We start from the raw sequence: 23704 nt of genomic DNA, 5'->3' as shown, positions 1-23704 counted from the left end.
CTCCACCCCAACGGCGCTTGTGTCAACAAGATCGCCGCATATATGGCCGCTTTTCCAAGGGAGCGTGACCGAATGACCACCGTGGCCAACAGCGTGCCCGACAGCCTGCCCGACACGATGGTGGCGATCGATCCACAGCAAGCCGGCGGGCCCGAGGTGCTCGTCCCGGTCGAGCGGCCGCTGCCTTCGGCCGGGCCGGGCGAGTTGCTGGTCAGGGTCGCCGCGGCCGGCGTCAACCGGCCCGACGTCGCCCAGCGCCTTGGTGTCTATCCCCCTCCGCCGGGGGCGCCGACCATTCCCGGGCTGGAGATTGCCGGCTTGGTCGTCGCGGTCGGCGAGGGTGTTGACGCCGGGATGCTGGGCAAGCGCGTCTGCGCGCTCGTCTCGGGCGGCGGCTATGCGCAATATTGCAGCGCGCCGGCCGGCCAGTGCCTCGAGATCCCCGAAGCGCTGTCGATGATCGAGGCCGGGGCGATGCCCGAGACCTTGTTCACCGTGTGGACCAATGTGTTCGGCCGCGCTTATGTCGCCGAGGGTGAGAGCCTGCTTGTCCACGGCGGCACGAGCGGGATCGGGACGATGGCGATCATGCTGGGCCGCCTGTTCGGGCTGACGGTGATCGTCACGGCGGGATCGGACGAGAAGTGTGCCCGCGCGATCGAGATCGGCGCGACGCATGCGATCAATTATCGCACCCAGGATTTCGTCGCCGAGGTGAAAAGGGTGACCGGCGGCGCCGGCGTCCAGGCCATCCTCGACATGGTCGGTGGCGACTATGTGCCGCGCAACATCGCCTGCCTTGCCGATGACGGGCGGCATGTCTCGATCGCGGCGCAGCGTGGCCCGAAGGCGGAAATCCCGCTGTGGGATGTGATGCGCCGGCGGCTCACCCTGACCGGCTCGACGTTGCGGCCGCGGTCGGGCGAGTTCAAGGCGCTGGTCGCCGAGGAGATCGCGCGCACCGTCTGGCCCCACGTTGCGGCCGGCGAGCTCAAGCCGGTGATCGACAGCGTCTTCCCGCTCGATCAAGCCGCCGATGCGCACCGCCGGATGGAATCGAGCGAGCATATCGGCAAGATCGTCCTCGAGGTTCCATGATGGACTAAGTCGCATCGTCTTGGCGGCTCCATAATGGACTAGATAGCAGGTTGGCGAAAAGTGGCTCCTGCCTTAGCATTTGATGCGGGGCAAAAGGGGGAGTCACGGATGTTGTCGCGGGTTGTTCTTCTTTGTCTTGTGCTATCGATCGCTGCCGCCATCCATTACGGTGACCGCCATTGGGCACTGCGAAACTTGCCGCACATAATCCTGCTGGATACTTTACCGAGCAGTCCGCTAACGCATTCGATACGCAACGAGACGGAATATGGGTCGGCTCTGCTTCCCTATCCCGGCAAGGAGATTTCGGGTTTCCTTGGACCCCATCTCGAATCGCTTCCCTCCGCGAGCGCGTCTGCTCCGCTGAGGCTCGGCTATTCGTACCGTGAGCTCAGCCTGTTCGGAATGCCGTTCTGGGCCTATGGCGACCACGGGCTCGTCACCTATCTGGAAACGCCGATCGGCTATCGCGCGGCATTGGTGACGGACCAGCGGCGCGAGCTGCTCCAGCGCATCACCGGCCGGTCCTACGCGGGCTATGCCTTGCCGCTGCATCGCCATGTCTGGGGGTGGCTGCTCGTGCTCGGCTTCGTCGTCTGGTCCTTCGTCCGGCGCTGGGAAGAAGCAAGGTGGCGGCAAAAGACCGAGATGATCTGAGTGTCGCCGGAGTAGGCGCCGAGCGTCCGGAGCGACACGCGCTCTCCCCGGCCACTCTCCCCGGCCACTCTCCCCGGCGCGCCGAAACCGCGTTATGGCTCGGCGATGGAAACGCTCATCCTTCATGAGGACCCGGTCTCGGGCAATTGCTACAAGGTCCGGCTCACCGCGGCGCATCTCGGCCTGCCGCTCGAGCGGCGCTCCTACGATATCTTGAAGGGCGAGACGCGCACGCCCGATTTCCTCGCGCGGATCAATTCGAACGGGCGGATCCCGGTGCTGCAGGTCGGCGATCGGATGATCCCAGAGAGCAACGCCGCCTGCTTCTACCTCGCCGACGGCTCGCTGCTGATCCCGACCGAGCGGTTCGACCGCGCCGACATGCTGCGCTGGATGTTCTTCGAGCAATATAATCACGAGCCCAACGTTGCGACGTTGCGCTTCTGGCTCGCCTTTGTCGGCGAGCAGGCGCTGAGCGAGGCGCAGCGCGGCCAGCTAAGCGCCAAGCGCAAGGCGGGCAACGCCGCCCTGGCGGTGATGGACCGGCATCTCGCGGGGCGAGACTTTTTCGTCGGCGATCGGCTCAGCCTCGCGGACATCGCGCTGTTCGCCTACACCCATGTCGCGCCGGAGGGGGGTTTCGACCTCGCTCCTTACGGCCATGTCCGAGCCTGGATCGGCAGAGTCGCGGCGCAGCCGGGCCACGCTGCAATGGTGGGCTGACGCCCCCAAAAATGCCTGGCCTTCCGCCCGCCCGTGGTCATATCGCTCGTGATCGTAGGCGGCGATCGGCGGGGCCGGCCGATCCTGGCGCGGAGCCGGGAAGCGCCCCCGTCATGCGCGCCCTGAATCAAGTGGAATATCTTGCTCTTGATGGGCGGGTGGACTAAGCTTCGATACGAAGACGGCCGCTCCGGAAGGGGCGGCCCTTATTGTTTCTGGAGAATCCTCGTGGCCCAGCCGCTCATGCCTCACGCGACCGCTTCCTGGCTGGTCGACAATACTGCCCTGACGTTCGAGCAGATCGCCGCATTCTGCGGGCTGCACATCCTCGAGGTGCAGGCGATCGCAGACGACACGGCGGCGACCAAGCTCACCGGGCGCGACCCGATAAGGGCGGGCGAGCTCACCCAGGAGGAAATCGATCGCGGCCAGGCCGATGGCGCCTATCGGCTGCAGATCCACAAAGAACCCGACAAGGTCCGCCGCACGAAGGGTCCGCGCTACACGCCGGTCTCGAAGCGCCAGGACAAGCCCGACGGCATCGCCTGGATCATCCGCAACCATCCCGAGGTCTCGGACGGCCAGATCTCGAAGCTGATCGGCACGACGCGCACGACGATCGCCGCGATCCGCGACCGCACCCACTGGAACATCGCCAACATCCAGCCCAAGGATCCGGTGACCCTCGGACTGTGCTCGCAACGCGAGCTCGACGCAGTCGTCGCCAAGGCGGCCAAGGCGGCCGGCATCGAGGATACGCTGCAGGACACGCGTCTTGCCGGCGACCGCGAGGCGTTGCTCGAGGAGCTGCGCCAGGAGCGCGACACCGCGATGCGCGAGGCCGAGGCCGCGCATGCCGCCGAGCTCGCGCCGGAGGCCGAAGCGGCGCCGGCGGCCGAGGAATTCGTCGATCCGTTCAAGCGCTGAACGAGGCGCTGAGGGAACGGGCTGAAATCGAGCGCTGAAAGAGCGGGGCGCCAAGCGCAAGCTTGACCCCCCCGATGCGCCAAGCCAAAGCTTGCTTCATGTCCCAGCCGACCGAAGCCCAGCGCCCCGAAACCATGCCGCCGGAAGCCATTTCCGAGCTGTCGTTCGAGGCCGCGCTCAAGCGGCTCGAGGAGATCGTGCGCAAGCTCGAAAGCGGCGAAGCCTCGCTCGACGAGTCGATCACCCTCTACGCCGAGGGCGATCGCCTCAAGCAGCAATGCGAGGCGCGGCTGCAGGCGGCGCAGGCGCGGATCGACAAGATCCAGCTCGGCCGCGACGGAAGCCCCACCGGCACCACCGCCTTTGACGCCGAGTGATGCGCTGGTGCGCGAAGCGCTCGTCAGCCTGAAGCCCGAACTCGAGCAGATCAGCGCCGACATTGACGCGCTGTTCGACACGCTTCTCCCACCGCAACCGGACACGCGCGCGACCCTCTATGATGCGATGCGCTATGCCGCGATCGGCGGCGGAAAACGGCTGCGCCCGCTGCTCGTTGTCGCGGCGTGCAGTCTGTTCCACGTCGATCGCACGCGCGCGCTGCGGGTCGGGCTCGCGGTCGAATGCGTCCACGTCTACTCGCTGATCCACGACGATCTGCCATGCATGGACGATGATGATCTGCGGCGCGGCAAGCCGACGCTCCACCGCGCCTATGACGAGAGCACCGCCGTGCTCGCCGGGGATTCGCTGCACGCGCTGGCGTTCGAGATCGTCGCCGACGAGCAGACCCACGAGGATCCGTTCGTCCGGGTCGAGCTGGTCGCCGAGCTCGCCCGCGCCGCCGGCCCGGCCGGAATGGCCGGTGGCCAGATGATGGACCTGATGGCCAGCAAGTCGGCGCTCGACCTTTCCGCCGTCACCCGTTTGCAGCAGCTCAAGACCGGCGCGCTGATCGGCTTCTGCCTCGAAGCCGGCGCGATCATGGGCCGCGTGCCGCCCGAGGGACGCAGCAAGCTGCGCGGCTATGCCCGCGACGTCGGCCTCGCGTTCCAGATCACCGACGACCTGCTCGACGCCGAGGGCGAGGAGATCAAGACCGGCAAGAGGGTCAACAAGGATCGGGATGCGGGCAAGGAGACGTTCGTCTCGCTGCTCGGCCCCGCGCGGGCGCGCCGGCAGGCGGAGCTTCTGGTGGACCAGGCCACCGAATATCTCCATAGTTTCGGGGCCGAAGCGGACCTGCTCCGCGCGATCGCCCGGTTCGCGATCGAACGCGATCACTAGAGCATCGTGCGCAAAAGTGGGAACCGGTTTTGCGCAGAAGACGATGCGGTAACAGAGGATTAGAGCGGGATGCGTGATCCAGATATCGCGCATTCCGCTCTAGCAAGAGCCATAGAGTGGGGGCATCAGTTACTGATATGCGCACAGCCGTCTATCCCGGCACGTTCGATCCGATCACGCTCGGCCACATGGACATCATCCGGCGCGGCGCGAAGCTTTGCGACCGTCTGGTGATCGGCGTCACGACCAATCCGTCCAAATCGCCGATGTTCAGCGTCGAGGAGCGGATGGCGATGGTGCGCCGCGAGATCGCCTCGGTCGGCGGCGACATCGCGGTGGTGAGCTTCGATTCGCTGCTGATGAAGTTCGCCGAAGACAGCGGCGCGTCGATGATCATCCGCGGCCTGCGCGCCGTCTCCGACTTCGAATATGAATATCAGATGGCGGGCATGAACCAGCAGCTCAACGACCGCATCGAGACCGTCTTCCTGATGGCCGACGTCTCGCTCCAGCCGATCGCCTCACGCCTGGTCAAGGAGATCGCCCGCTACGGCGGCGACATCCGCAAGTTCGTCACCCCGCCGGTGGCGGAAGAAGTCGCCGACAAGGTCCGCCAGGGGCCATAGTGATTTCAAGTCAGGTGGAATCACCTGACGACTCGGAAATCACGGAAAACAAAGAGAATCAGACTCAATTCCGGTTCAATCAAACCGGGATTGAGTCTAACTCGCCTCGGCGCGCTTCCCGCGCCTCGACGAGCCCGTCCAACCTCAGAGCTGGGTGTCGAACGGCGACAGCTCGCCTTCCATCATGAACGAGCCCAGCCGCCGGCCGAGCTCGGGCGCGTTGTTGCCGAGGTGGGCGCGCGCGGCGAGGATGTTGCGGTAGATCATCTCGAACCGATATTCGTGCCGGATCGAATTGCCGCCGCTCGCGCGGAACAGACCGTCGGCGAGCTCGGCGCAGCGATAGGCGACCTCGCCCGATTGGTAGCGCCACAACATCCGCTCTTGCACCGACGGCAGCTCGCCCGCGCGGGCATAATCCTCGAGCTTGGTGAAGGTGCGCATCAGGATCGCGCGCATCTCGTCGACCCCACTGATCGCCTTGGCGAGCATCAGCTGCGCGTCGGGATCGAGCTTCACCTTCTGGCCGATGCTGTTGATGCGCCCGGTGTTGAGCGCGATGAAATCCTCGATCATCGCCTCGAGCGCGCCAATCTGGGTGGTCGACAGATTGCGGAAGCCGAGCTGGTAATGCGGGATCTTCCAGATCCAATTGGTATTGCGCGTCAGACCCGGCTGATAGCGGTCGTCGAGGCCATGGTCGTGTAACGTGCGATGTTCGGGAACGAAGACGTCGTCGATCACCAGATCGTGGCTGCTGGTCGCCTCAAGACCGAGCACGTTCCAATTGTCCCCGATGCGATAGTCGCCGTGCGGGATCAGGAAGAGCCGATATTGGGGTTTGTTGCCCTCGGCGATGATCAGGCCGCCGATGATCGCCCAATGGCTGTCGGGCGATCCGCTCGAATAGCCCCAGCGGCCGGTCAGGCGGAAACCGCCCGGCACCGCCGTCGCCCGCCCCATCGGCGCATAGGGCGAGACGAGCCGTGCGTCGGGGTTGTCGGCCCACACCTCGGCCTGCGCTTCTTCGGGGAACAGCGGCAGATGGCCCGCGAGATGCTGGTAGATCGCCGAGACCCAGGCGACCGACATGTCGCCCTTCGCCAAGGTCATCAGCACCTCGACCGCGACCTTGGGGCCCATTTCGAAACCGCCCCAGCGCTTGGGCACGAAGATCTTCCACAGGCCGGCCTGGCGTATGTCCTCGATCGTCTCCTTGCGGATGCGGCTGTTGCGGGCATCCTCGACGGCGCGCTCGCGCAGCACCGGGACGAGCGCGCGGGCGCGTGCGATCAGATCATCGCCGGTGACCTCCGATGCGGAATGAGCGCCGGACCCGCCTTCTGCTTCCCTCAGCGCCGACATCGGCCATTCTCCTCGTCATCCGTTACCGGAAATGTGTCGCCCTCAATCGATCATTGGGCCTTTTGCGCTCTGTTCGACACCCCATTCGAAGACCGCAAGATGCAGCCGCCGACGAAGTTCGAGACCGCGAGATTGAAGTCGAGCGGGTTCTCGATCGCGAGATAATGGCCGCAGTCGGGCAGGGTGATGACATGCGTCTGGTCGTAATCCTCGCGGGCGCCGCGCACCAGTTTCTCGGTGTCGCTGTCGTCGGAGCCGAGCATCACCATCACCGGCACCTGGCCCTGCCGGATCTTGGCGACGATCGATCGTTTCTTGGCATGGCTGAAATGCGGAAAATTGGCGAAGGCGGTGGGGGAGGTCGCGCGGTGCATGTCGGCGAAGCGCGCCAATATCTCGGGTGAATTGAGCACTCGTTCGCTCCAGAATTGCTTCGAGCGGATCCGCTCCTCGTAGACGCCCATCATGCCCTCGCTGCGGGCGAGCGCGATCATCCGTTCGAACCGCGCCACGCCCTGCGGCCCGAGCATCTTATAGGGCGGCACTCCCTCGTCCATCGACAGCAGGCTGCTCGACGAGAAGATGATGCCCTTCACGCGGGGGAAATCCACGTCGAGCAGATGCCCGGCGGCGCTTCCGCCCCAAAAGGCCTGGCCGAGCACGTAATAAGTATCGACGCCGAGATGCTCGAGCAGCTGGCTGATATCCTCGGCGATGCGCTCGAAATTATAGAATTCGGGCGCCTTGGCGGCATCCTCGATCTTGGAGGATTTGCCATGGCCCCTGATATCGCAGGCGATGACCCGAAAATAGCGGGACAGGAACGGGATGTTGTCGGCAAAGGCATCGACGTTGGCGACGACATTGTGGATCAGGACGAGCGTCTCTCCGGCCCCCTGGTCGACATAATTGATATCGACGCCGTTGAGTGTGACGACTGGCACCAAATCCCCTCCGCTTGGAAGCGCCGCCCCGGGCTGCTTTTCTTCACGATAATCTGCGCGCCAAGCCTTGGCATTGTCAACCGTGCCAGCAATTCGTTCCACAATGTGCAACGAAACGGCTGCACGTTTGGGAGCCGAAAGGGAAAGCTCTTGATCGTTCACCGCCGGGCAAGCACAAGCAAGGCAGTTTCCGCGTCCATCCTTCCGGCCATCCATCGTTCGGCCATCATTCGGGAAAGCGTGCAATATGCGTCTGAAGTCACCATGCGCTTGAAATTGATCGCCGCCCTCATCGCCGGGATGCTGCTCGCGCCGCAGGTCGCCGCGCAGCTGCCCGCGCAGGTCTCGGCGCCCGAGCCGGAGAATGTGCTGCTGCTCGATCTTTCGACCGGTGGGCGGGTGGCGATCCAGCTTCGCCCGGATGTCGCCCCGCGTCATGTCGAGCGGGTCAAGACGCTTGTCCGGCAGAATTTCTACAACGGCCTCGTCTTCCATAGGGTGATCGAAGGCTTCATGGCCCAGACCGGCGATCCCAAGGGCACCGGCGAGGGTGGTTCGACCTTGCCCGACCTTGCGGCCGAGTTCAGCGCGCTGCCGCATGTGCGCGGGGTCGTCTCGATGGCACGTACCGAGGCGCCGAACAGCGCCAACAGCCAGTTCTTCATCATGCTCGCGCCGCGCATGGCGCTCGACGGCAAGTATAGCGTGTTCGGCCGCGTGATCAGCGGCATGGGCTATGTCGACCTGATCGAACGCGGCGAGCCGCCGGCCAATCCCTCGCGCATCCTGCGCGCATCGATCGCGGCCGACAACATCCCGCCGCCGCCGCCGGGCGCTGCGATGACGCCGGCTGCGGCTGGGGCAAGCACACCCACGCCCGTACCCGGCGGAGGGGCGATCGGTTCGGGCGCGTCGGCGCTGCCGCAAGGCACGCCGCCGCGCTAGATTGCCGCGCGCTTAGCGGTGCAACCTGAGGCGGTGAGGCTCGAGAGCATAAAGCGAAAAGGTGGGTACCGGCTTTTCGCAAGCAGCAATGCGGTGTCAAACAGACTTAGAGCGGGCTGCGATTCCATCTAATCGCAGCCTGCTCTAAGCGGCACCCATGCGAGTCGACCTTTTCGATTTCGAGCTGCCGCCGGAGCGGATCGCGCTGCGGCCCGCCGCGCCGCGCGACAGCGCGCGCCTGCTGTGCGTCGAAGGGGAGGCGCTCAGCGATCATCTGGTGCGCGATCTCCCGACCTTGCTGCGGCCGGGCGACCTGCTGGTGTTCAACGACACACGGGTCATTCCGGCGCAACTCGAAGGAAGGCGAGGCGCGGCGCGGATCGGCGCGACGCTCCACAAGCGCGAGGATGCGCGCAGCTGGCACGCGTTCGTGCGCAACGCCAAGCGGGTCAGTAGCGGCGACCGTATCGATTTCGGCGCGGGCGTGACCGCGCTCGCCGGCGACAAGGCGGAGGACGGCAGCATCCTGCTCGCCTTCGAGGGCGACGAGCCGGTCGAGCTGCTGCTCGAGCGCGCCGGACGAATGCCGCTGCCGCCCTATATCGCCGGCAAGCGCGCCGCCGACGGGCGCGACCTCGCCGACTATCAGACGATGTTCGCGCGCGAGAAAGGGGCGGTCGCGGCGCCGACCGCGGCGCTGCACTTCACGCCGGAGCTGATCGAGGCGCTGGAGGCGCGCGGCATCGGCCATGAGATGCTGACCCTGCACGTCGGCGCCGGGACCTTCCTCCCCGTCAAGGCCGACGACACCGACGATCACCGCATGCACAGCGAATGGGGACGGATCGACGCGCGTGTCGCGGACCGGCTCAACCAGGTGCGAAGCGCCGGCGGGCGGGTTATCGCGGTCGGTACGACCGTGCTTCGCCTGCTCGAGAGCGCCGCCGACGAGCACGGCCGGATCAGGCCATTCGAGGGCGACACCGCGATCTTCATCACCCCCGGCTACCGCTTCCGCGCGATCGACGGCCTTGTCACCAATTTCCATTTGCCGCGCTCGACCTTGTTCATGCTGGTCAGCGCGTTGATGGGGCGCGAGACGATGCAGGCGGCTTACGCCCATGCGATCGCGGCCGGCTATCGTTTCTACAGCTACGGGGATGCTAGCCTGCTGCTGCCGAGAGACCAGAAGTCCGTCGGGTAGGAAGAGATAAGAGCTCCTGCCGGATCACTATCGGATTGCCACAGAAATCGTGGTCAAGTCGAAAACAAGACCTGCCGCACTGCCGCAGCATAATCCTCACCGGCAGCCCTTTGAAAGGGAGTCCCAGCGGATGTTCGCCTTTCCCCGCCGGCTGTGTTGATCGTCACACTTGGAGATCCCATCAAGAAGAACGCTCCTAGAGCCACCAGAAGCACCCCGAGCATCACACCACCGCCACCGCTCTGGAATGCGACCAGACCAACGATGATCAGAATAATGCCAAGCACAGCCTTGCGTGTGACCTCAGAGCGAATCGAAGTCACATGTCGAACTGGGAATTCTTCCAAGATCCCGCCCGAGAACCAGCCTTTCTTGACATTGAAGGCTATGCGGTCCTGATAAACGCTTCCAAACTCATTGGAAAATATCGGCTGTTGTGTTGTGTTCATGCCTTTTCCCCCCAAAAAATCACCCCAATTTCGCATGGGCCGCCTATCCCTGCAATACCATTGGACCATGTACTTGAAAGTAGTGGACATACGTACGCATTGTCGGTCGATCCTGCATTCGGGAGGTCAGAGAAATGTGAACACCACCTCAATTAAATGTTACTCCCACCGTCTCGAAGATGCTGACAAATTCCTGCGCATTCGAGGGGCTGTCAGAGCTGCGAAGCGCTCGATAAACTCTGGGCGGGCCGACTTATCTCTCTCTGACTAGATCGCCGGCTTCTCCTTGTTGGCATCCATTGCTATCCGTTCGGCTTCCGCCTCGGCGATGCGAGCCTGCTGCTGCCGCCTTCCGCGATTAGGGACATCAAATCGGCGACATGCTCAGCCCATTGAAGCGCCAGCCAATCTGGGGAACCGCCCACTCGGAACCCTGAAGCGACCCAGGATGAGATCCTCCTCCCCGTTGCCCGGCGGGACCAAGAGTATCCCGATCGAAGAAATCTAGTTTATTCTCCGCAGCTTGCCCTTATGCCAAGGCTGGCGCTTCGACGGCGGGGATGGGGCAATGGCGATGGGCGATCTGAGCGAGCCGACCGGGCTTCATGCGCCCGCGTCCCCCAGGATGGCGCAGCTGGTCGACGACTTCGACTGGAGCTCGACGCCGCTGGGCCCTCGTAGCGATTGGCCCGCCGAGCTGCAGACCTTCGTGCGCCACATCCTCGAGTCGAGCTTTCCCGCCGCAATCGTCTGGGGAAAGGGGCTCGTCACGATCTACAACGATGGCTTCAAGCCGATCCTTGGCAAGAAACCCGAAGCGCTGGGACGCTCCTTCGCCGATATCTGGGCCGAAGCGTGGGGCGATATCGGCCCGATCGCCGACCGCGCGTTCGCCGGCGACGCGACCTACATCGAGGACTTCCCGCTGGTCATCAATCGAATGGGAGAGCCGGAGCAGGCCTGGTTCACCTTTTGCTACAGCCCGCTTCGGCTCGGGGACGGGTCGGTCGCTGGCTTTATCGACACGGTGGTCGAGACCACCTCAACGGTGCGCGCGCGTGCCGATCTCTCGGTGGTCAACCAGGAGTTGAGCCATCGGCTCAAGAACACGCTTGCGCTGGTTCAGTCGATCGCCGCGCAAACGTTGAAGGGTGTGGAACCGAAGGAGGCGGTCGGCGCCTTCCGCGAGCGGATCGTCGCGCTGGGAAAGGCGCATGACGTCCTCCTGGCCGAAGGATGGTCGTCGGTGCCGCTCGGGGAAGTCGCGCGTCAGACGCTCGAGCCGCTCGATGGCTTGTTCCAGATCTCGATCGAGGGCCCGCCGATCAGCATCGGCTCCCGCGCGACCTTGACCCTTTCGCTGGTCCTGCACGAGCTTGCGACCAACGCCGCCAAATATGGCGCATTGTCCGTGCCCGACGGGTGCGTCGATTTGCACTGGACCGTGGAGGACAAAGTTCTGCAACTGCGCTGGCGCGAACGCGATGGGCCGCACGTGCAGGCGCCGACGCACAGCGGCTTCGGTTCACGCCTGATCGAGCGTGGCTTTGGGCCGAGCAGCCAGGTGAGCAGGCGCTTCGGCAGTTCCGGTTTCGAGATGGAGATCATTGTGCCGACCCAGGAGCTTCTAAGCTAGGCGGTGGACTCGGAGCATCACACCCACTTTTCGCATCGCCCTCTAAATCGCCGCGTGATCTTTGCGAAAAACCGGTGCCCACTTTTTCGCATCACGCTCTAAATCGCCGGCTTGTCCTTATTGGCATCCATCGCGATCCGCTCGGCTTCAGCCTCCGCCGCCAATTGCTCCTTGGACTTCGCCATCGTCCTGGCGCGTTCGTAGGCGGCGATCTCTTCGGCCGACATGCGGCTCAGCACGTCGTCGCGCGCAGCCTGCATGCGCGCCAGTTCCGGCGACTGCGGACTGTTCACGCGCAGGCCCCCCATCCGCAAATCGATGCGGGCGAGGTGTTGTTGCTCGGTCGTGGACGTTGGAGTCGCGGAAGAATTGTGCTGCTTCATTTTTTTCTCTCGATGGAGGTAATCGCCGTGCGGCGAGGCTGAGCGACCCATTGCATGGGTGCGGCCGAGGAGCAACTCTGCAGCGGGAGAGTGAAGGGCGGTTGCGCTTTCGTTGGTCGGCACAGCGGAGGGCCGAGCGATGCCGCAGGCGAGCCAGCGCGCGCCGTTCACCCTGGAGACCGCTTCTTGCGCTATGGCTGTGCACTCGCTGCTGCCGCGAAAGGACATTCGATTGCGCCCGACACCAATGTTTCACCTGCCGTTGCTGCTGCTGATGAGCGGCGCCGCCGCTGCCGCGCCCAAGCAGGCGCTGAGCTATCGGCCGAGCCCGCCGACGATCGTTGCGACGCCGCTCACCCTGGCGATCGCAACCTTCGACCGCGACGGCGATCTCAAGGTGAGCCGCAACGAATTCGAATGGGGGGTGGCCAAATCCTTTGCCGGCGCTGATCGCAACGGCGACGAAACTCTGTCGCTGATCGAGATCGGAACATGGGCGGAAGCGACGCTCGGCAATGCCGGTGCGCTTCCCGGGCGGTTCGACTTCGACAGCGACGGCGACGACCGGATCTCGCGGGCGGAGTTCAGGAGCCTGTTCGCCGCGCGTTTCGCGACGCTCGACAGCAACAAGGATGCAACGCTGGTCCGCTCCGAGCTGGTCAGCTTCGTCGACACCCCCTTGCCGCGCGGCCGCCGCAACGAGCGCGCCAAGCAGCGTGTCGAACCCGCACCGCGCTGAGCGGGACGGTTGCAAAACTCCGTTCGCGGTGAGCTTGTCGAACCGCTTTCCTTCTTGCCCAGAGAAGAAAAAGCCTTCGACGAGCTCAGGCCGAACGGTTTGTGAATGACTCGGCACGTTTTGCAGCAGTCCAGCTGAGCGCGAAGGGCAGGGCCTCGACTCCGCGTGGGTGCGGCGGCAAGGGGGCCCGATGCCGCCCCGCTTCGACTTCTCCATCACGGAAACCGATGGCGCTGCCCGTCGCGGCACGATCGCGATGCTGCGCGGCGAGATCCGCACCCCCGCCTTCATGCCGGTCGGCACCGCCGCGACGGTCAAGGCGATGAAGCCGCAGGACGTGCGCGCGAGCGGCGCCGACATCATCCTCGGCAACACCTACCATCTGATGCTCCGCCCCGGCGCCGAGCGGGTCGCGCGACTTGGCGGCCTCCACCAGTTCATGGGCTGGGAGCGGCCGATCCTGACCGACAGCGGCGGCTATCAGGTGATGAGCCTTTCGGAGCTGCGCAAGCTCGACGAGCAGGGGGTGCGCTTTAAGAGCCATCTCGACGGCTCGAGCCATTTGCTGACGCCCGAGCTCTCGATGGAGGTGCAGCGGCTGCTCGGCGCCGACATCGTCATGGCGTTCGACGAATGCACGCCGTTCCCGGCCAGCCGCGACGAGGCGGCGCGGTCGATGGAGCGGTCGATGCGCTGGGCGCAGCGCTCCCGCGACGGCTTCGATGCGGGCGGGGATCATGCCGTGGCCGCCGCATTATTCGGCATCCAGCAGGGCGCGATGGACGAGGATCTGCGCCGGGCTTCGGCCGAGGCGCTGACGAGCATCGGCTTCGATGGCTATGCGGTCGGCGGGCTCGCGGTCGGCGAAGGCCAGGCCGAGATGTTCCGCGTGCTCGATTTCGCGGTCGCGATGCTCCCGGCGAACCGGCCGCGCTATCTGATGGGGGTCGGCAAGCCCGATGACATAGTCGGCGCGGTCGAGCGCGGCATCGACATGTTCGATTGCGTGCTGCCGACCCGCTCCGGGCGGACCGGCCAGGCCTTCACCAGCGACGGCCCGATCAACATCAAGAACGCCCGTTTTGCCGAGGACAAGGGCCCGCTCGATTCCGCCTGCGGCTGCCCGGTCTGCTCCGGTTGGAGCCGCGCCTATATCCACCATCTCGTCAAATCCGGCGAGATATTGGGGGCGATGCTGATGACCGAGCACAACCTCGCTTTCTACCAGATATTGATGGCCGGCCTCCGCGACGCGATCGCACACGGGCGGCTCACGGCGTTCGCCCAAGCCTTCCGGAGCCGATACTCGGGCGGTCGGTGATGCTCATTCCTCCCCTGCCTTTGCAGGGGAGGGGGACCACCCGCAGGGTGGTGGAGGGGCGCCTTCCGGCAAGAAGCCCCTCCACCGCTGCGCGGTCCCCCTCCCCCAGCAAACTGGGGGAGGAATGAAGGGAAGCGTCGGGTTCTGGAGCTCATATTCGGGAGGTCGGTGAGGCCGCCTTATCATTCCTCCCCTGCTTTTGCAGGGGAGGGGGACCACCCGCAGGGTGGTGGAGGGGCGGTTGACGCGAGGAACCCTCCACCGTCCTTCGGACGGTCCCCCTCCCCACGAATCGTGGGGAGGAATTAAAAAGCGATTTAGCTGCCGAAGCCTTGGCCGAGGAAGCTCGGCACCGGGCCGTTCCAATCCTCGTCGACCTGCTCGAGCGTGTCGTTGCGCCGCGGCTCCTGCCGGGGCGCCTGGCGCTGCTCGGACGGCCTGTGCTGCTCGTCGCGCTCGCTGCGTTCCGGCCGGCCCCGCGGCCCGTCCTGATGCGGCTCGTCCTGGCGCCGCTCGGCCGGTTTGCCGCGCCTTCTCGAGGGGCGCGCGGGTGCGGCCGCCTCGTCGGGCAGGGCGGTTTCCACCGGCCCAGACTCGATCAATTGGGCTTCGACGGGCTCGGCTTCGACAGGCTCGGCTACCGGAGCAACCTGCCGCTCGGGGGCAGCGTCGCCCCGCGGCCTTCGTTCGCGCCTTCCGCTCCGTTCGCGCCGCGGCGCGCGATCCGGCTCGCCCGCGGCTTCGGCCTCCGAAGCAGGGGCAGGGGCCTCGACTGCGCCCGCGGCCGGGCCCCCGCCCGGCGCATCGTCCATCGACGGGATCTTGAAGCCCATTAATTTCTCGATCGAGGCGATCGCCTCGGCATCTTCGCGGGTCGCGAGCGTGATCGCGGTGCCGGTCTTGCCGGCGCGGCCGGTGCGGCCGATGCGGTGGATATAATCGTCGGGCTGCCACGGCACGTCGAAGTTGAACACGTGGCTGACGCCTTTGACGTCGAGCCCGCGTGCGGCGACGTCGGAGGCGACCAGGATGTTGATCTCTTCGGTCTTGAAGCGGTCGAGCTCGGCGATCCGCTCGGCCTGCTCCATGTCACCGTGGATCTGGCCGGCCGCGAACCCGCTGCGCTTCAGGCTGGTGGCAAGCTCGCGCACCATCGTCTTGCGGTTCGAAAAGACGATCGCCGTCTTCACGGCCTCGGTGCGCAGCAGCTTGACCAAGGCGTCCTTCTTCTTGCGCGAATCGACCCGCACGATGCGCTGGTCGATCGAGGTGTTGGCGGTCGCCGGACGGCTCGCCTCAACCGTCTTGGGATTGGTCAGGAACTTGTCCGCGAGCTTCTTGATCGGCGCCGGCATCGTCGCCGAGAACAGCAAGGTCTGGCGGGTCGAGGGCAGCTTGGTGGCGATTTCCTCGATGTCGGGGATGAAGCCCATGTCGAGCATGCGGTCCGCCTCGTCGATCACGAGCATTCCGCAGCCGGTGAGCAGGATGTTGCCGCGCCCGAACAGGTCCATCAGCCGACCCGGGGTGGCGATCAGCACGTCGACGCCCTTTTCGAGCGCCTTGACCTGGTCGCCCATGCTCACGCCGCCGATCAGCAACGCCATGCTGAGCTTATGATATTTGCCGTATTTCTCGAAATTCTCCGCAACCTGCGCGGCGAGCTCGCGGGTCGGCTCGAGGATCAGCGAGCGCGGCATGCGCGCGCGGCTGCGGCCCTGCGCCAATATGTCGATCATCGGCAGCACGAATCCGGCGGTCTTGCCGGTGCCGGTCTGGGCGATGCCGATCAGGTCGCGTCCCATCAGCACCGAGGGAATCGCCTGGCGCTGGATCGGTGTCGGTTCGTCGTAGCCGGACTCGAGGACGGCCCGAAGCAATTCGTCTGAAAGGCCGAGATCGGCAAAAGTCATGACTATTTCCGGAAATTAGCGCTTGTCGACAGTCGCTTTGTCCGCGCGGCTTGGCCCTTGCAGCTCGTCTTTGTCAAGCGGAGCGCGCCGCCTTGCGCTCGGCCGCAGGCTCCTGAAGCGATCGATCGCGCATTCGCCGCCCATCCGCGAGCGGATCGCGTCGCGATCGGCGCAGACCAGCCCGTCCGGTCCCGGCGTGAGATAGAAGCCGTAATAATAATCGAGCGCGGGGCAGGCGGATTCGAGCTCCGCGCGAATGCGGCTGCGGTCGCGCAGGATCAGATCGACGCTGCTTTGGCCGAGCAGGGAGGCGCCCGCGATCGCGCCCGCCGGCACGCATTTCGGGCCCTTGCCTTCTTTCCACTCGGAGGCTTCCGGCCCCGGCGAGACCGGCCGCAGCCGGATCGAGCGGATCACGATCTGCTTGCGCACGATCAATTGCGCATATTCCTTGGGGTGGCCCTCTGGCGCAGCTTCGGGGGCCGGCGCGATCATCCCCACCAGCAGCAACGCCAACACGCCTGCTATCATCAAAAGCCGAGCCTCATCGCCGCGCCATCCACCGCAATCCTTGAACGGGCGATTAATTTGCCCAACCCAGCCAGCCTGCTATTATCGCCGCCTCGCCGCAATGACCAACGCTTCGCTCTCACCCCTGCTCCAAAAGCTCAGCGACAGGCTGGGCCCGAAAGGCTTCACGCGCGAGCCGGACTCGATGGCGCCGTGGCTGGAGGACTGGCGCAAGCGCTATCATGGCGCCGCCGCCGCGATGCTGTCGCCGGCGAGCACCGAGGAGGTCGCCGACATCGTCCGCCTGTGCAGCGCCGCGCGAGTCGCGATCGTGCCGCAGGGGGGCAACAGCGGCATGGTCGGCGGCGCGACTCCGACCGCCGCCAGCAATCAGATATTGCTGTCGCTGCGGCGGATGAACGCGATCCGCACGATCTCCGCCGAGAGCAGCAGCGCGGTCTGCGAGGCCGGCGTGATCCTCGCCAACCTCCACGACGCCGCTGCCGCCGTCGGCCGCCGCTTTCCGCTGACCCTGGGTGCAAAGGGCAGCGCGACCGTCGGCGGGCTGATCTCGACCAATGCCGGCGGCACCCAGGTGCTTCGCTTCGGAACGATGCGCGGCCTCGTCGCCGGCATCGAGGCGGTGCTGCCGGACGGATCGATCTTCAACGGCCTGACCGTGCTCAAGAAGGACAATCGCGGCTACGATCTTCGCCAATTGCTGATCGGCGCCGAAGGCACGCTCGGCATCGTCACCGCCGCGGCGCTCAAGCTCGTGCCGGCGGTGGGCGTGCGCCGGGTCGCCTGGGTCGGGCTCGGCTCGCCCGAGGCGGCGCTGCGCCTGCTGCGCGCGTTCGAGGACAAGATGGGGGAGGCGGTCGAAGGCTTCGAGCTGCTGCCCAGCGCCGCGCTCGAGATCGTGCTGCGCTACATTCCGGGCACGCGCGCGCCGCTCGATCGGCGCTGCGCGTGGAACGTGCTGATCGAGGCGACCGCACCGGTGGGCGCGCCCGATCCCCAGCCCGCGCTCGAGCAGGCGCTTGGCGATGCGCTCGAGACCGGGCTGATCGAGGATGCGATGATCGCGGCGAGCGAGGCCCAGGCGGAGGCCCTGTGGCGAATCCGCGACAGCATGGCGGAGGCCGAGAGCAAGGACCGGCAATCGACCAAGCACGATATCTCGGTCGCGGTCGATTCGATGCCTGGCTTCATGGTCGAGGCGGCGGCCGCGGTCGAGCGGCGTTTCCCGGGCACCAGCGTGATGGCGTTCGGCCATCTCGGCGACGGCAACGTCCATTTCAACGTCCGCGCGCCCGACGGCGCGGCGCCGGACTGGCTGCTGAGCGAGGGGCCGGCGACCAGCGCCTATGTGCACGATCTGGTGACTGCCGCCGGCGGTTCGCTGTCGGCCGAGCATGGCATCGGCCAGGCGCGGCTCGCCGAGCTGGAACGGATCGGCGATCCCACCCGGCTGCGCGCGATGGCGGCGATCAAGCGCGCGCTCGATCCCCACGGGATTATGAACCCCGGCAAGCTCGTACCGCTTGCAGAAGGCGAGGGTGGGCCATAGACGGTTGCGCTGATCAGGGGCAGCCGGGCGCTGTTCCCCGCTTATTCGGAGAATGACCATGGCGACCTCAGCGCCGGCCGCACAATTGCCGCTCTTGTACACGCAGCTCGAACCGCTTTCGAGCGGCACTCATGGCGCCTTCAGGCTGCGCCCCGCGCAGGCCGCGCCGTTCCTCTCCCAGCATCATGCGATCCCACTGACGATCGACGAGTTCATCACCTGCCAGCGCTTCTATCCGATCGTCTTTTCGGCGGGCGACAATCCGGTGCCGCTGGCGCTGATGGGCCTCAACGAAGGCGTCAACGTCTTCATCGACGAGGAAGGCAAGCCGCGCGGCGAGCTTTACATTCCCGCCTATGTCCGCCGCTATCCGTTCCTGCTCGCGCGGCTCCGCCCCGACGCCGAGGAGCTTTCGCTCTGCTTCGATCCGACCAGCGACGTGGTCGGCGCCTATGACGAGGGCGAACCGTTGTTCGACGGCGAGAAGGCGAGCGAGACGACCAACGCGATCCTCAAATTCTGCGAGGAGTTCGAGCTTTCGGCGCAGCGCACCAATGCGTTCATGAAGGAGCTGCTCGACATGGACCTGCTGATCGACGGCGAGGTCTCGATCCAGCCGGCGGATGAGCAGGCGCCGTTCGTCTACCGCGGCTTCCGCATCATCGCCGAGGAGAAAATCCGCGAGCTGCGCGGCGACGAGCTGCGCAAGATGAACCAGAACGGCATGCTGCCGCTGATCATCGCCCATCTCTTCTCGCTGCCGCTGATCCGAGAGATCTTCGGCAAGCAGGCGCAGCAGGGCAAGATCCCGCAGCAGGGCCCGGCGATGGCCGACGCCTGACCTGCCGCATTTCACGGCACTTTCTAGAGGGCAGCAGCGGGGAGCGCAGGAGAGGGGTTTTAGCGGCCAGCGCCTAAGTTGTTGATCCAGCGGGAAACTACCGTAACTTCGGTAGCACCTTGAAACCCGTTAACGAGTCACTTAGATTGAGAATGCGTCGCCGCACTTCCCCTCGCGGTTGGCGTAACGCCCTTCTGGGCGTTCCTCCCTGAACCTAGGCCACCTCGCCCACGTGCGAGGTGGTCCTTTTCTTGTCAGGGGGTCTTCAGCGCCGAATCATTCGGCCGCGATCGCCTGCGGCTCGACCGCGCGGGCGGCGAGGGCGGCCGCCACTTCCTCGAGCAGATGCGCCGTACGCTCGAACCCGTCGCCGGGCTCGCGCATGTCCTCGCCCAGGTACAGCGAACGGTCGATCTCGATCTGCAGCGCGTGCACGCCGGCCGAGGGGCGGCCGTGGCGCGACGTGATGTAGCCGCCGGCATAGGGAATGTTGCTCGCGGTCTTGAATCCGGCGCGTTCCGCTGCGGCCACGGCGGCGTGGAGCAGCTCGGGCGCGATCGCGGTGCCGTGCAGATCGCCGAACACGACCTCGGCCTGGCCGGGTGCGTCCTTGCGTGGCGGCATCGAATGACAATCGAGCAGGATCGCGACTCCGAACCGGCGGCGCGCCTGCTCGAGCGCGTCGGCCAGCGCCGCATGATAGGGCTGGTGGACCTCGGCGATGCGGCGGGTGACCTCGTTGCCGTCGATACGGTGCCGCCAGATGCCGCCGGCGCCGGTGATCCGCGCCGGGATCAGCCCCAGCCCGCCGCGCGTGCGCGCCGACTGGACCAGCGCCCCGGCCGGCAGCGGCGGCGCGACGATCGCGGTATCGATCTCGCGCTCGTCGCGGTTGAGATCGATTTCCGCGCGGGGGCGGCGCGCGACGATGGCGACCGCGCCAGTGCCGAGCGCGCGCCAGATCAGGCGGTCGACATAGCGGTCCTCGAGCGCTTCGAGCTGGCGTTGGCTCAGCCGCGAGGCGCGCAGCAGCTCGGGCGCATAATCGCGGCCGGCGTGGGGGACCGAGAGGACGACGGGCGAGGCAGGCGTGTCAGGGCCGATGCGCGCGAAGCCGGGCTCGCTTGGCCCCGAGGGAGTTTCGATGTCCTCAACTCCTGCTGCCATCCTTTGCTCCTGCTCGGTAAGTCGGTGATCTGCGGGGAACGCAGCGGCTCGGAAACGGTTCGGACCCTATGGCACAGTGGCGCGACACGAGTACCGACCTCTGTGATTCCTGCTGTATGACAGCGCATAACCATCGACAACGGCAAAGGCCGCATCGCGCGACTGGAAAATGTTAAGCGCTTGCGGCATAAGGGGACGGCGCGGCGGCACGCGGGCCCAGCCGCCGACGGACCAGCTTTCGAGGCGTGATGATCAAGATTCTTCTGGCTGAAGACGACGATTCGATGCGCGTCTATCTGACGCGCGCGCTCGAGCGCGTCGGCTACCAGGTCTCGGCTGTCGATCGCGGCACCGCGGCGCTGCCGTTGATCGAGGCGGAGCGCTTCGATCTGCTGCTCACCGACATCGTCATGCCCGAGATGGACGGGATCGAGCTCGCGCAGAAGGCCGCAGCGCTGGCGCCGGCGATGCGGGTGATGTTCATCACCGGCTTCGCGGCGGTCGCGCTGCGCGCCGGCAAGACCGCGCCGGACGCCAAGGTGCTCTCCAAGCCGTTTCACCTGCGCGATCTCGTCGCCGAGGTCGACCGCATGTTCCAGAGCGAGGACCAGCACGGCCGGCTCTGACCGCAGCCGTGATCACCGCTTCACGCGGCTTGCGCACCGCGCGAGGCGCGGTTAAGGACCCGCCCGTGGGCGTGTAGCTCAGTGGTAGAGCACTGTGTTGACATCGCAGGGGTCGCAAGTTCAATCCTTGCCACGCCCACCATTCAAAGCCCCGCTAAGGCATTGCCTCAGCGGGGTTTTTTTTGCCCACTGGATTGGTGTCTGCCGAAAAAGCGGGCTGCTACACAGCGGGCGGACGGGTCAATCGAACCAAAGTGCGATGGCTGCTCGAAGGCGGCTCTGCGCCACAAGTAGCCATTCACAGTCTTGGTGCCGTCGTCGAAAAGCAGACACGTTCAGGCAGCCTTGTGAACGGACTTTTCAGAGATCAGCAAGCGAAGGGCGCAGCCTCATCAGCGCTGCTTCTTGGCCGTGGTGGCGGTGAAATCGGGGTCCTTTTTCGCTACCCAATCGACAAATTTGCGCACGTTCGGGTTGGCCAGCAAGGCATTCACATCCATTCCATGGCGTTGCAGCTCGGAATTGCTGAAGTTGGCGATCAGCGTCTGCTGGCAAATGGGGTGCATGGGCACGACATCAGTCCCGCCCCGGCTTTTGGGCACGGGATGATGCCATATGATGGTCTTGCCGGTGGACCGGCCGCAGAGCCAGCAGAGGACCACCGTCGCCGGTGCCTCGTCCTTCGGTTGCAGATCTTCGTAGGGACCATGTTTGGAATGCTTGCGGGCCATGGTTGATCTGAGCACGCGGGCGCTGGTGAGCGCAACCGATTGATGGGGCAACAGCACCAAAAGCTTGATCAAGAGTGCCGCGCAGGAGCACTGCAGGCGCAGGCGTACGGCTCTCGTCGGAAGCTCCATTGGAAGCTCATGGAAACACCGAATTCAAACCTTGTCCAACTCGGCTGGAAACCCTTTTTCAGCAAGCAAGTCTCTGCGGAGGAGGATGGCAGGTGCCAACCTGTCCGCGTGATGTCCGTTCATCGGGGAATGGTGACGGTCCTGGGCGACGGAATCGAGGACTCGATCTCGTCCAGCCTTCCCGTGCCCGGGGGCCCGGAAGATCGACCCACCGTGGGCGACTGGCTGCTGATCGACCGGGACAGCTGGAAACTCGTGCGCATTCTGGACCGGACGAGCCTCTTCAAGCGGCCGGCCCCCGGCGACGACCGGAGGCTCCAGCTCATCGCTGCCAACGTCGATACCCTATTCGTCGTCACATCGTGCAATCAGGATTTCAACGTCGCCCGCATCGAACGCTATCTGGTCGTTGCACGTGAGGTGGGCGTGCGCCCCGTCATCGTGCTGACGAAGGCCGATCTTTCGACCGACCCCGCTGGTTTCCTCGAAACGGCTAGCGCGCTCCAGCCGGGGCTGCAGGTTGAGCTGGTCAACGGTCGCGACCCGGAGAGCGTGGCCCGCCTGGCTGTTCACTGCAACGTCGGCGAGACCGTTGCGCTGGTTGGATCATCGGGTGTCGGCAAGTCCACTCTCGTCAATACAATGAGGGGGTCCGACAGCATTGTGACGCAGGCTGTGCGCGAGGATGATGGCAAGGGCCTTCACACGACCACCGTTCGAGAGATGCACCGCCTTGGCTTCGGCCCGGCAGGAGGCGGCTGGCTCGTGGATACTCCAGGCATGCGGGAACTCCAGATGTCGGAAGTTACCGCCGGCGTTGCTGAGGTGTTCGACGACATCGTAGCGATCACGCTCGAGTGCCGCTTCACCAACTGCACCCATGCCGAGGAGCCCGGATGTGCGATCCGAGACGCTCTTGGGCGCGGGGCGCTGGAGCCTCAACGTCTCGATCGGTGGCGCAAGCTGGCGACTGAGGATGTGCTGAACACGGGCATTGCGGCGACCCGCCGCGCCCGGCCGAGAAAGGCCCGCAAAAGGCAATAATCGGCGGCTGATCTGGACGCCCCCTGGAACACGAACCCTTCGGTTGCCGTGCATTCGACGCAGAAGCCTATAGTGATTTCAAGTCAGGTGGAATCACCTGACGGCTCGAAAATCACGGAAAACAAAGAGAATAAGGCTCAATTCCGGTTCAATCAAACCGGGATTGGTCTAGAGCCTGATCGTTTGAGGTGGAAGCGCTCCGCGCTTCCGCCGAGAGCGTGAATCAGGCTCTATTCAAATGGTTGCGACCTTGATTCACGCTTCAGGCTGATTCAGCCTGAAGCGATCAAGGTCTAGCGGCAGGTGAGCAATCGGTTTAGGTGAGCCATCGAGGCATAAATATGGGCCGGTCCACCTGGTTCTAACCAAAATTTGGAGTACCCGTCACGGCACGCAAACCAAATTACGACTTCGAGCGCCGCGAGCGCGAAAGAAGCAAGGCAGCCGATTCTGCCAAGAAGGCTCAAGCAAAGGCAGATAAAAAGGCTTCCGGGCAAGGAGAGCCCGGCGCTGAATCTGACTCTTAATGGCGTGGGCCAAAGCGGCCCCGCTCACGAACGGCCATATGCGGACGAAGACTAGGGAGCGGGCGCTTTGAGCCCTCTGCAGCCGTCCGATCAGCTAACGCGCGATCCGGTAAGGCTCGTGTTCACATCGCAGGGGTCGCAAGTTCAATCCTTGCCACGCCCACCATTTTTTCCCTAAAAATGAGAACATTCGCTGCGCCGTGGCGCTGTGATGCATCGTTCTGTTGGTGCAGTTGGTCGTGCGGATTGGCACCTTGGCAGCAAGGGCGGAATTCCGCGCGATCTTCGCGGGTGCGTTCGAGCGACGGAGCGCCTGCAGCACTAAGCTGTCATTAAGGCGCCCCG

At 65.1% G+C, this 23704-nt stretch carries 24 protein-coding genes and 1 tRNA gene; 17 read left to right on the top strand and 8 right to left on the bottom strand.

Features of this window, described 5'->3' with window-relative positions; all coding sequences use genetic code 11:
- Positions 1-72: 72 nt before the first annotated feature.
- The 7 genes from V6M48_RS09630 (at position 73) to coaD (ending at position 5315) form a co-directional block, all read left to right on the top strand.
- Positions 73-1098: an NAD(P)H-quinone oxidoreductase gene (locus V6M48_RS09630; RefSeq protein WP_332812320.1), complete on the top strand. Its 1026-nt coding sequence runs from the start codon at positions 73-75 to the stop codon at positions 1096-1098.
- Between the two features lie 195 nt (positions 1099-1293).
- Positions 1294-1755: a hypothetical protein gene (locus V6M48_RS09625; protein WP_332812319.1), complete on the top strand. Its 462-nt coding sequence runs from the start codon at positions 1294-1296 to the stop codon at positions 1753-1755.
- 105 nt (positions 1756-1860) lie between these two features.
- Complete coding sequence (locus V6M48_RS09620; protein WP_332812318.1) at positions 1861-2478, top strand: glutathione S-transferase family protein; 618 nt, start codon at positions 1861-1863, stop codon at positions 2476-2478.
- A gap of 228 nt (positions 2479-2706) precedes the next feature.
- Complete coding sequence (locus V6M48_RS09615; protein ID WP_332812317.1) at positions 2707-3405, top strand: DUF1013 domain-containing protein; 699 nt, start codon at positions 2707-2709, stop codon at positions 3403-3405.
- 98 nt (positions 3406-3503) lie between these two features.
- On the top strand, positions 3504-3782 hold the full coding sequence (locus V6M48_RS09610) for an exodeoxyribonuclease VII small subunit (protein ID WP_332812316.1): 279 nt from the start codon (positions 3504-3506) through the stop codon (positions 3780-3782).
- Positions 3783-3789: 7 nt separating this feature from the next.
- Positions 3790-4689, top strand: a complete 900-nt coding sequence (locus tag V6M48_RS09605) for a polyprenyl synthetase family protein (protein ID WP_332812315.1) — start codon at positions 3790-3792, stop codon at positions 4687-4689.
- A gap of 137 nt (positions 4690-4826) precedes the next feature.
- Positions 4827-5315, top strand: coding sequence for a pantetheine-phosphate adenylyltransferase (gene coaD / locus V6M48_RS09600; RefSeq protein WP_332812314.1), 489 nt, complete (start codon positions 4827-4829; stop codon positions 5313-5315).
- 144 nt (positions 5316-5459) lie between these two features.
- Here the strand turns inward: coaD and V6M48_RS09595 are convergent, their stop codons facing one another.
- Both V6M48_RS09595 and V6M48_RS09590 read right to left on the bottom strand, forming a co-directional pair.
- A complete protein-coding gene (locus tag V6M48_RS09595; protein WP_332812313.1) occupies positions 5460-6680 on the bottom strand; it encodes an acyl-CoA dehydrogenase family protein in 1221 nt (406 codons plus the stop codon).
- Positions 6681-6730: 50 nt separating this feature from the next.
- Positions 6731-7624, bottom strand: a complete 894-nt coding sequence (locus tag V6M48_RS09590) for an alpha/beta fold hydrolase (RefSeq protein WP_332812312.1) — start codon at positions 7622-7624, stop codon at positions 6731-6733.
- A 300-nt stretch (positions 7625-7924) separates the two neighbouring features.
- Between V6M48_RS09590 and V6M48_RS09585 the strand changes: the two genes are divergently transcribed.
- Both V6M48_RS09585 and queA read left to right on the top strand, forming a co-directional pair.
- Positions 7925-8569, top strand: coding sequence for a peptidylprolyl isomerase (locus V6M48_RS09585; protein WP_332812396.1), 645 nt, complete (start codon positions 7925-7927; stop codon positions 8567-8569).
- Between the two features lie 157 nt (positions 8570-8726).
- Positions 8727-9773 (top strand): tRNA preQ1(34) S-adenosylmethionine ribosyltransferase-isomerase QueA, encoded by a 1047-nt coding sequence (gene queA, locus V6M48_RS09580; RefSeq protein ID WP_332812311.1) that lies wholly within the window; start codon positions 8727-8729, stop codon positions 9771-9773.
- A 53-nt stretch (positions 9774-9826) separates the two neighbouring features.
- On the opposite strand, the gene V6M48_RS09575 is transcribed toward queA, so the two are convergent.
- Positions 9827-10222, bottom strand: coding sequence for a hypothetical protein (locus V6M48_RS09575; RefSeq protein ID WP_332812310.1), 396 nt, complete (start codon positions 10220-10222; stop codon positions 9827-9829).
- Between the two features lie 568 nt (positions 10223-10790).
- On the opposite strand from V6M48_RS09575, the gene V6M48_RS09570 reads away from it, so the two are divergent.
- Complete coding sequence (locus V6M48_RS09570; protein WP_332812309.1) at positions 10791-11858, top strand: sensor histidine kinase; 1068 nt, start codon at positions 10791-10793, stop codon at positions 11856-11858.
- Positions 11859-11956: 98 nt separating this feature from the next.
- Here V6M48_RS09570 and V6M48_RS09565 read toward each other — a convergent pair whose 3' ends face one another.
- Positions 11957-12469 carry a hypothetical protein gene (locus tag V6M48_RS09565; protein WP_332812308.1) on the bottom strand — a complete coding sequence of 171 codons (513 nt, stop codon included), beginning with the start codon at positions 12467-12469 and terminating at the stop codon, positions 11957-11959.
- 4 nt (positions 12470-12473) lie between these two features.
- On the opposite strand from V6M48_RS09565, the gene V6M48_RS09560 reads away from it, so the two are divergent.
- Together V6M48_RS09560 and tgt are read left to right on the top strand one after the other, a co-directional pair.
- Positions 12474-12980, top strand: coding sequence for an EF-hand domain-containing protein (locus tag V6M48_RS09560; protein WP_332812307.1), 507 nt, complete (start codon positions 12474-12476; stop codon positions 12978-12980).
- A 190-nt stretch (positions 12981-13170) separates the two neighbouring features.
- The gene (gene tgt, locus V6M48_RS09555) at positions 13171-14301 is read left to right on the top strand and encodes a tRNA guanosine(34) transglycosylase Tgt (protein WP_332812306.1); all 1131 of its coding nucleotides are present in this window, start codon (positions 13171-13173) and stop codon (positions 14299-14301) included.
- Between the two features lie 317 nt (positions 14302-14618).
- Here the strand turns inward: tgt and V6M48_RS09550 are convergent, their stop codons facing one another.
- Both V6M48_RS09550 and V6M48_RS09545 read right to left on the bottom strand, forming a co-directional pair.
- Positions 14619-16214, bottom strand: a complete 1596-nt coding sequence (locus tag V6M48_RS09550; protein WP_332812305.1) for a DEAD/DEAH box helicase — start codon at positions 16212-16214, stop codon at positions 14619-14621.
- 15 nt (positions 16215-16229) lie between these two features.
- Positions 16230-16745: a hypothetical protein gene (locus V6M48_RS09545; protein ID WP_332812304.1), complete on the bottom strand. Its 516-nt coding sequence runs from the start codon at positions 16743-16745 to the stop codon at positions 16230-16232.
- 100 nt (positions 16746-16845) lie between these two features.
- Between V6M48_RS09545 and V6M48_RS09540 the strand changes: the two genes are divergently transcribed.
- Positions 16846-18294, top strand: a complete 1449-nt coding sequence (locus V6M48_RS09540) for an FAD-binding oxidoreductase (RefSeq protein ID WP_332812303.1) — start codon at positions 16846-16848, stop codon at positions 18292-18294.
- A gap of 58 nt (positions 18295-18352) precedes the next feature.
- Positions 18353-19135, top strand: coding sequence for a SapC family protein (locus V6M48_RS09535; protein WP_332812302.1), 783 nt, complete (start codon positions 18353-18355; stop codon positions 19133-19135).
- 276 nt (positions 19136-19411) lie between these two features.
- Here the strand turns inward: V6M48_RS09535 and V6M48_RS09530 are convergent, their stop codons facing one another.
- On the bottom strand, positions 19412-20302 hold the full coding sequence (locus tag V6M48_RS09530) for an N-formylglutamate amidohydrolase (protein ID WP_332812301.1): 891 nt from the start codon (positions 20300-20302) through the stop codon (positions 19412-19414).
- A gap of 248 nt (positions 20303-20550) precedes the next feature.
- On the opposite strand from V6M48_RS09530, the gene cpdR reads away from it, so the two are divergent.
- Complete coding sequence (gene cpdR / locus V6M48_RS09525; protein WP_332812300.1) at positions 20551-20928, top strand: cell cycle two-component system response regulator CpdR; 378 nt, start codon at positions 20551-20553, stop codon at positions 20926-20928.
- A gap of 67 nt (positions 20929-20995) precedes the next feature.
- Positions 20996-21070: transfer RNA gene (locus V6M48_RS09520), tRNA-Val, on the top strand.
- Between the two features lie 250 nt (positions 21071-21320).
- Here the strand turns inward: V6M48_RS09520 and V6M48_RS09515 are convergent.
- Positions 21321-21659: a hypothetical protein gene (locus V6M48_RS09515; protein WP_332812395.1), complete on the bottom strand. Its 339-nt coding sequence runs from the start codon at positions 21657-21659 to the stop codon at positions 21321-21323.
- A gap of 138 nt (positions 21660-21797) precedes the next feature.
- Between V6M48_RS09515 and rsgA the strand changes: the two genes are divergently transcribed.
- A complete protein-coding gene (gene rsgA / locus V6M48_RS09510) occupies positions 21798-22832 on the top strand; it encodes a ribosome small subunit-dependent GTPase A (protein ID WP_443019075.1) in 1035 nt (344 codons plus the stop codon).
- The last annotated feature ends 872 nt before the right edge of the window (positions 22833-23704 follow it).

This window comes from Sphingomonas sp., from assembly GCF_036677245.1.
Classification (GTDB): domain Bacteria; phylum Pseudomonadota; class Alphaproteobacteria; order Sphingomonadales; family Sphingomonadaceae; genus Allosphingosinicella.
This window is presented reverse-complemented; position numbering and strand designations above follow the sequence as displayed.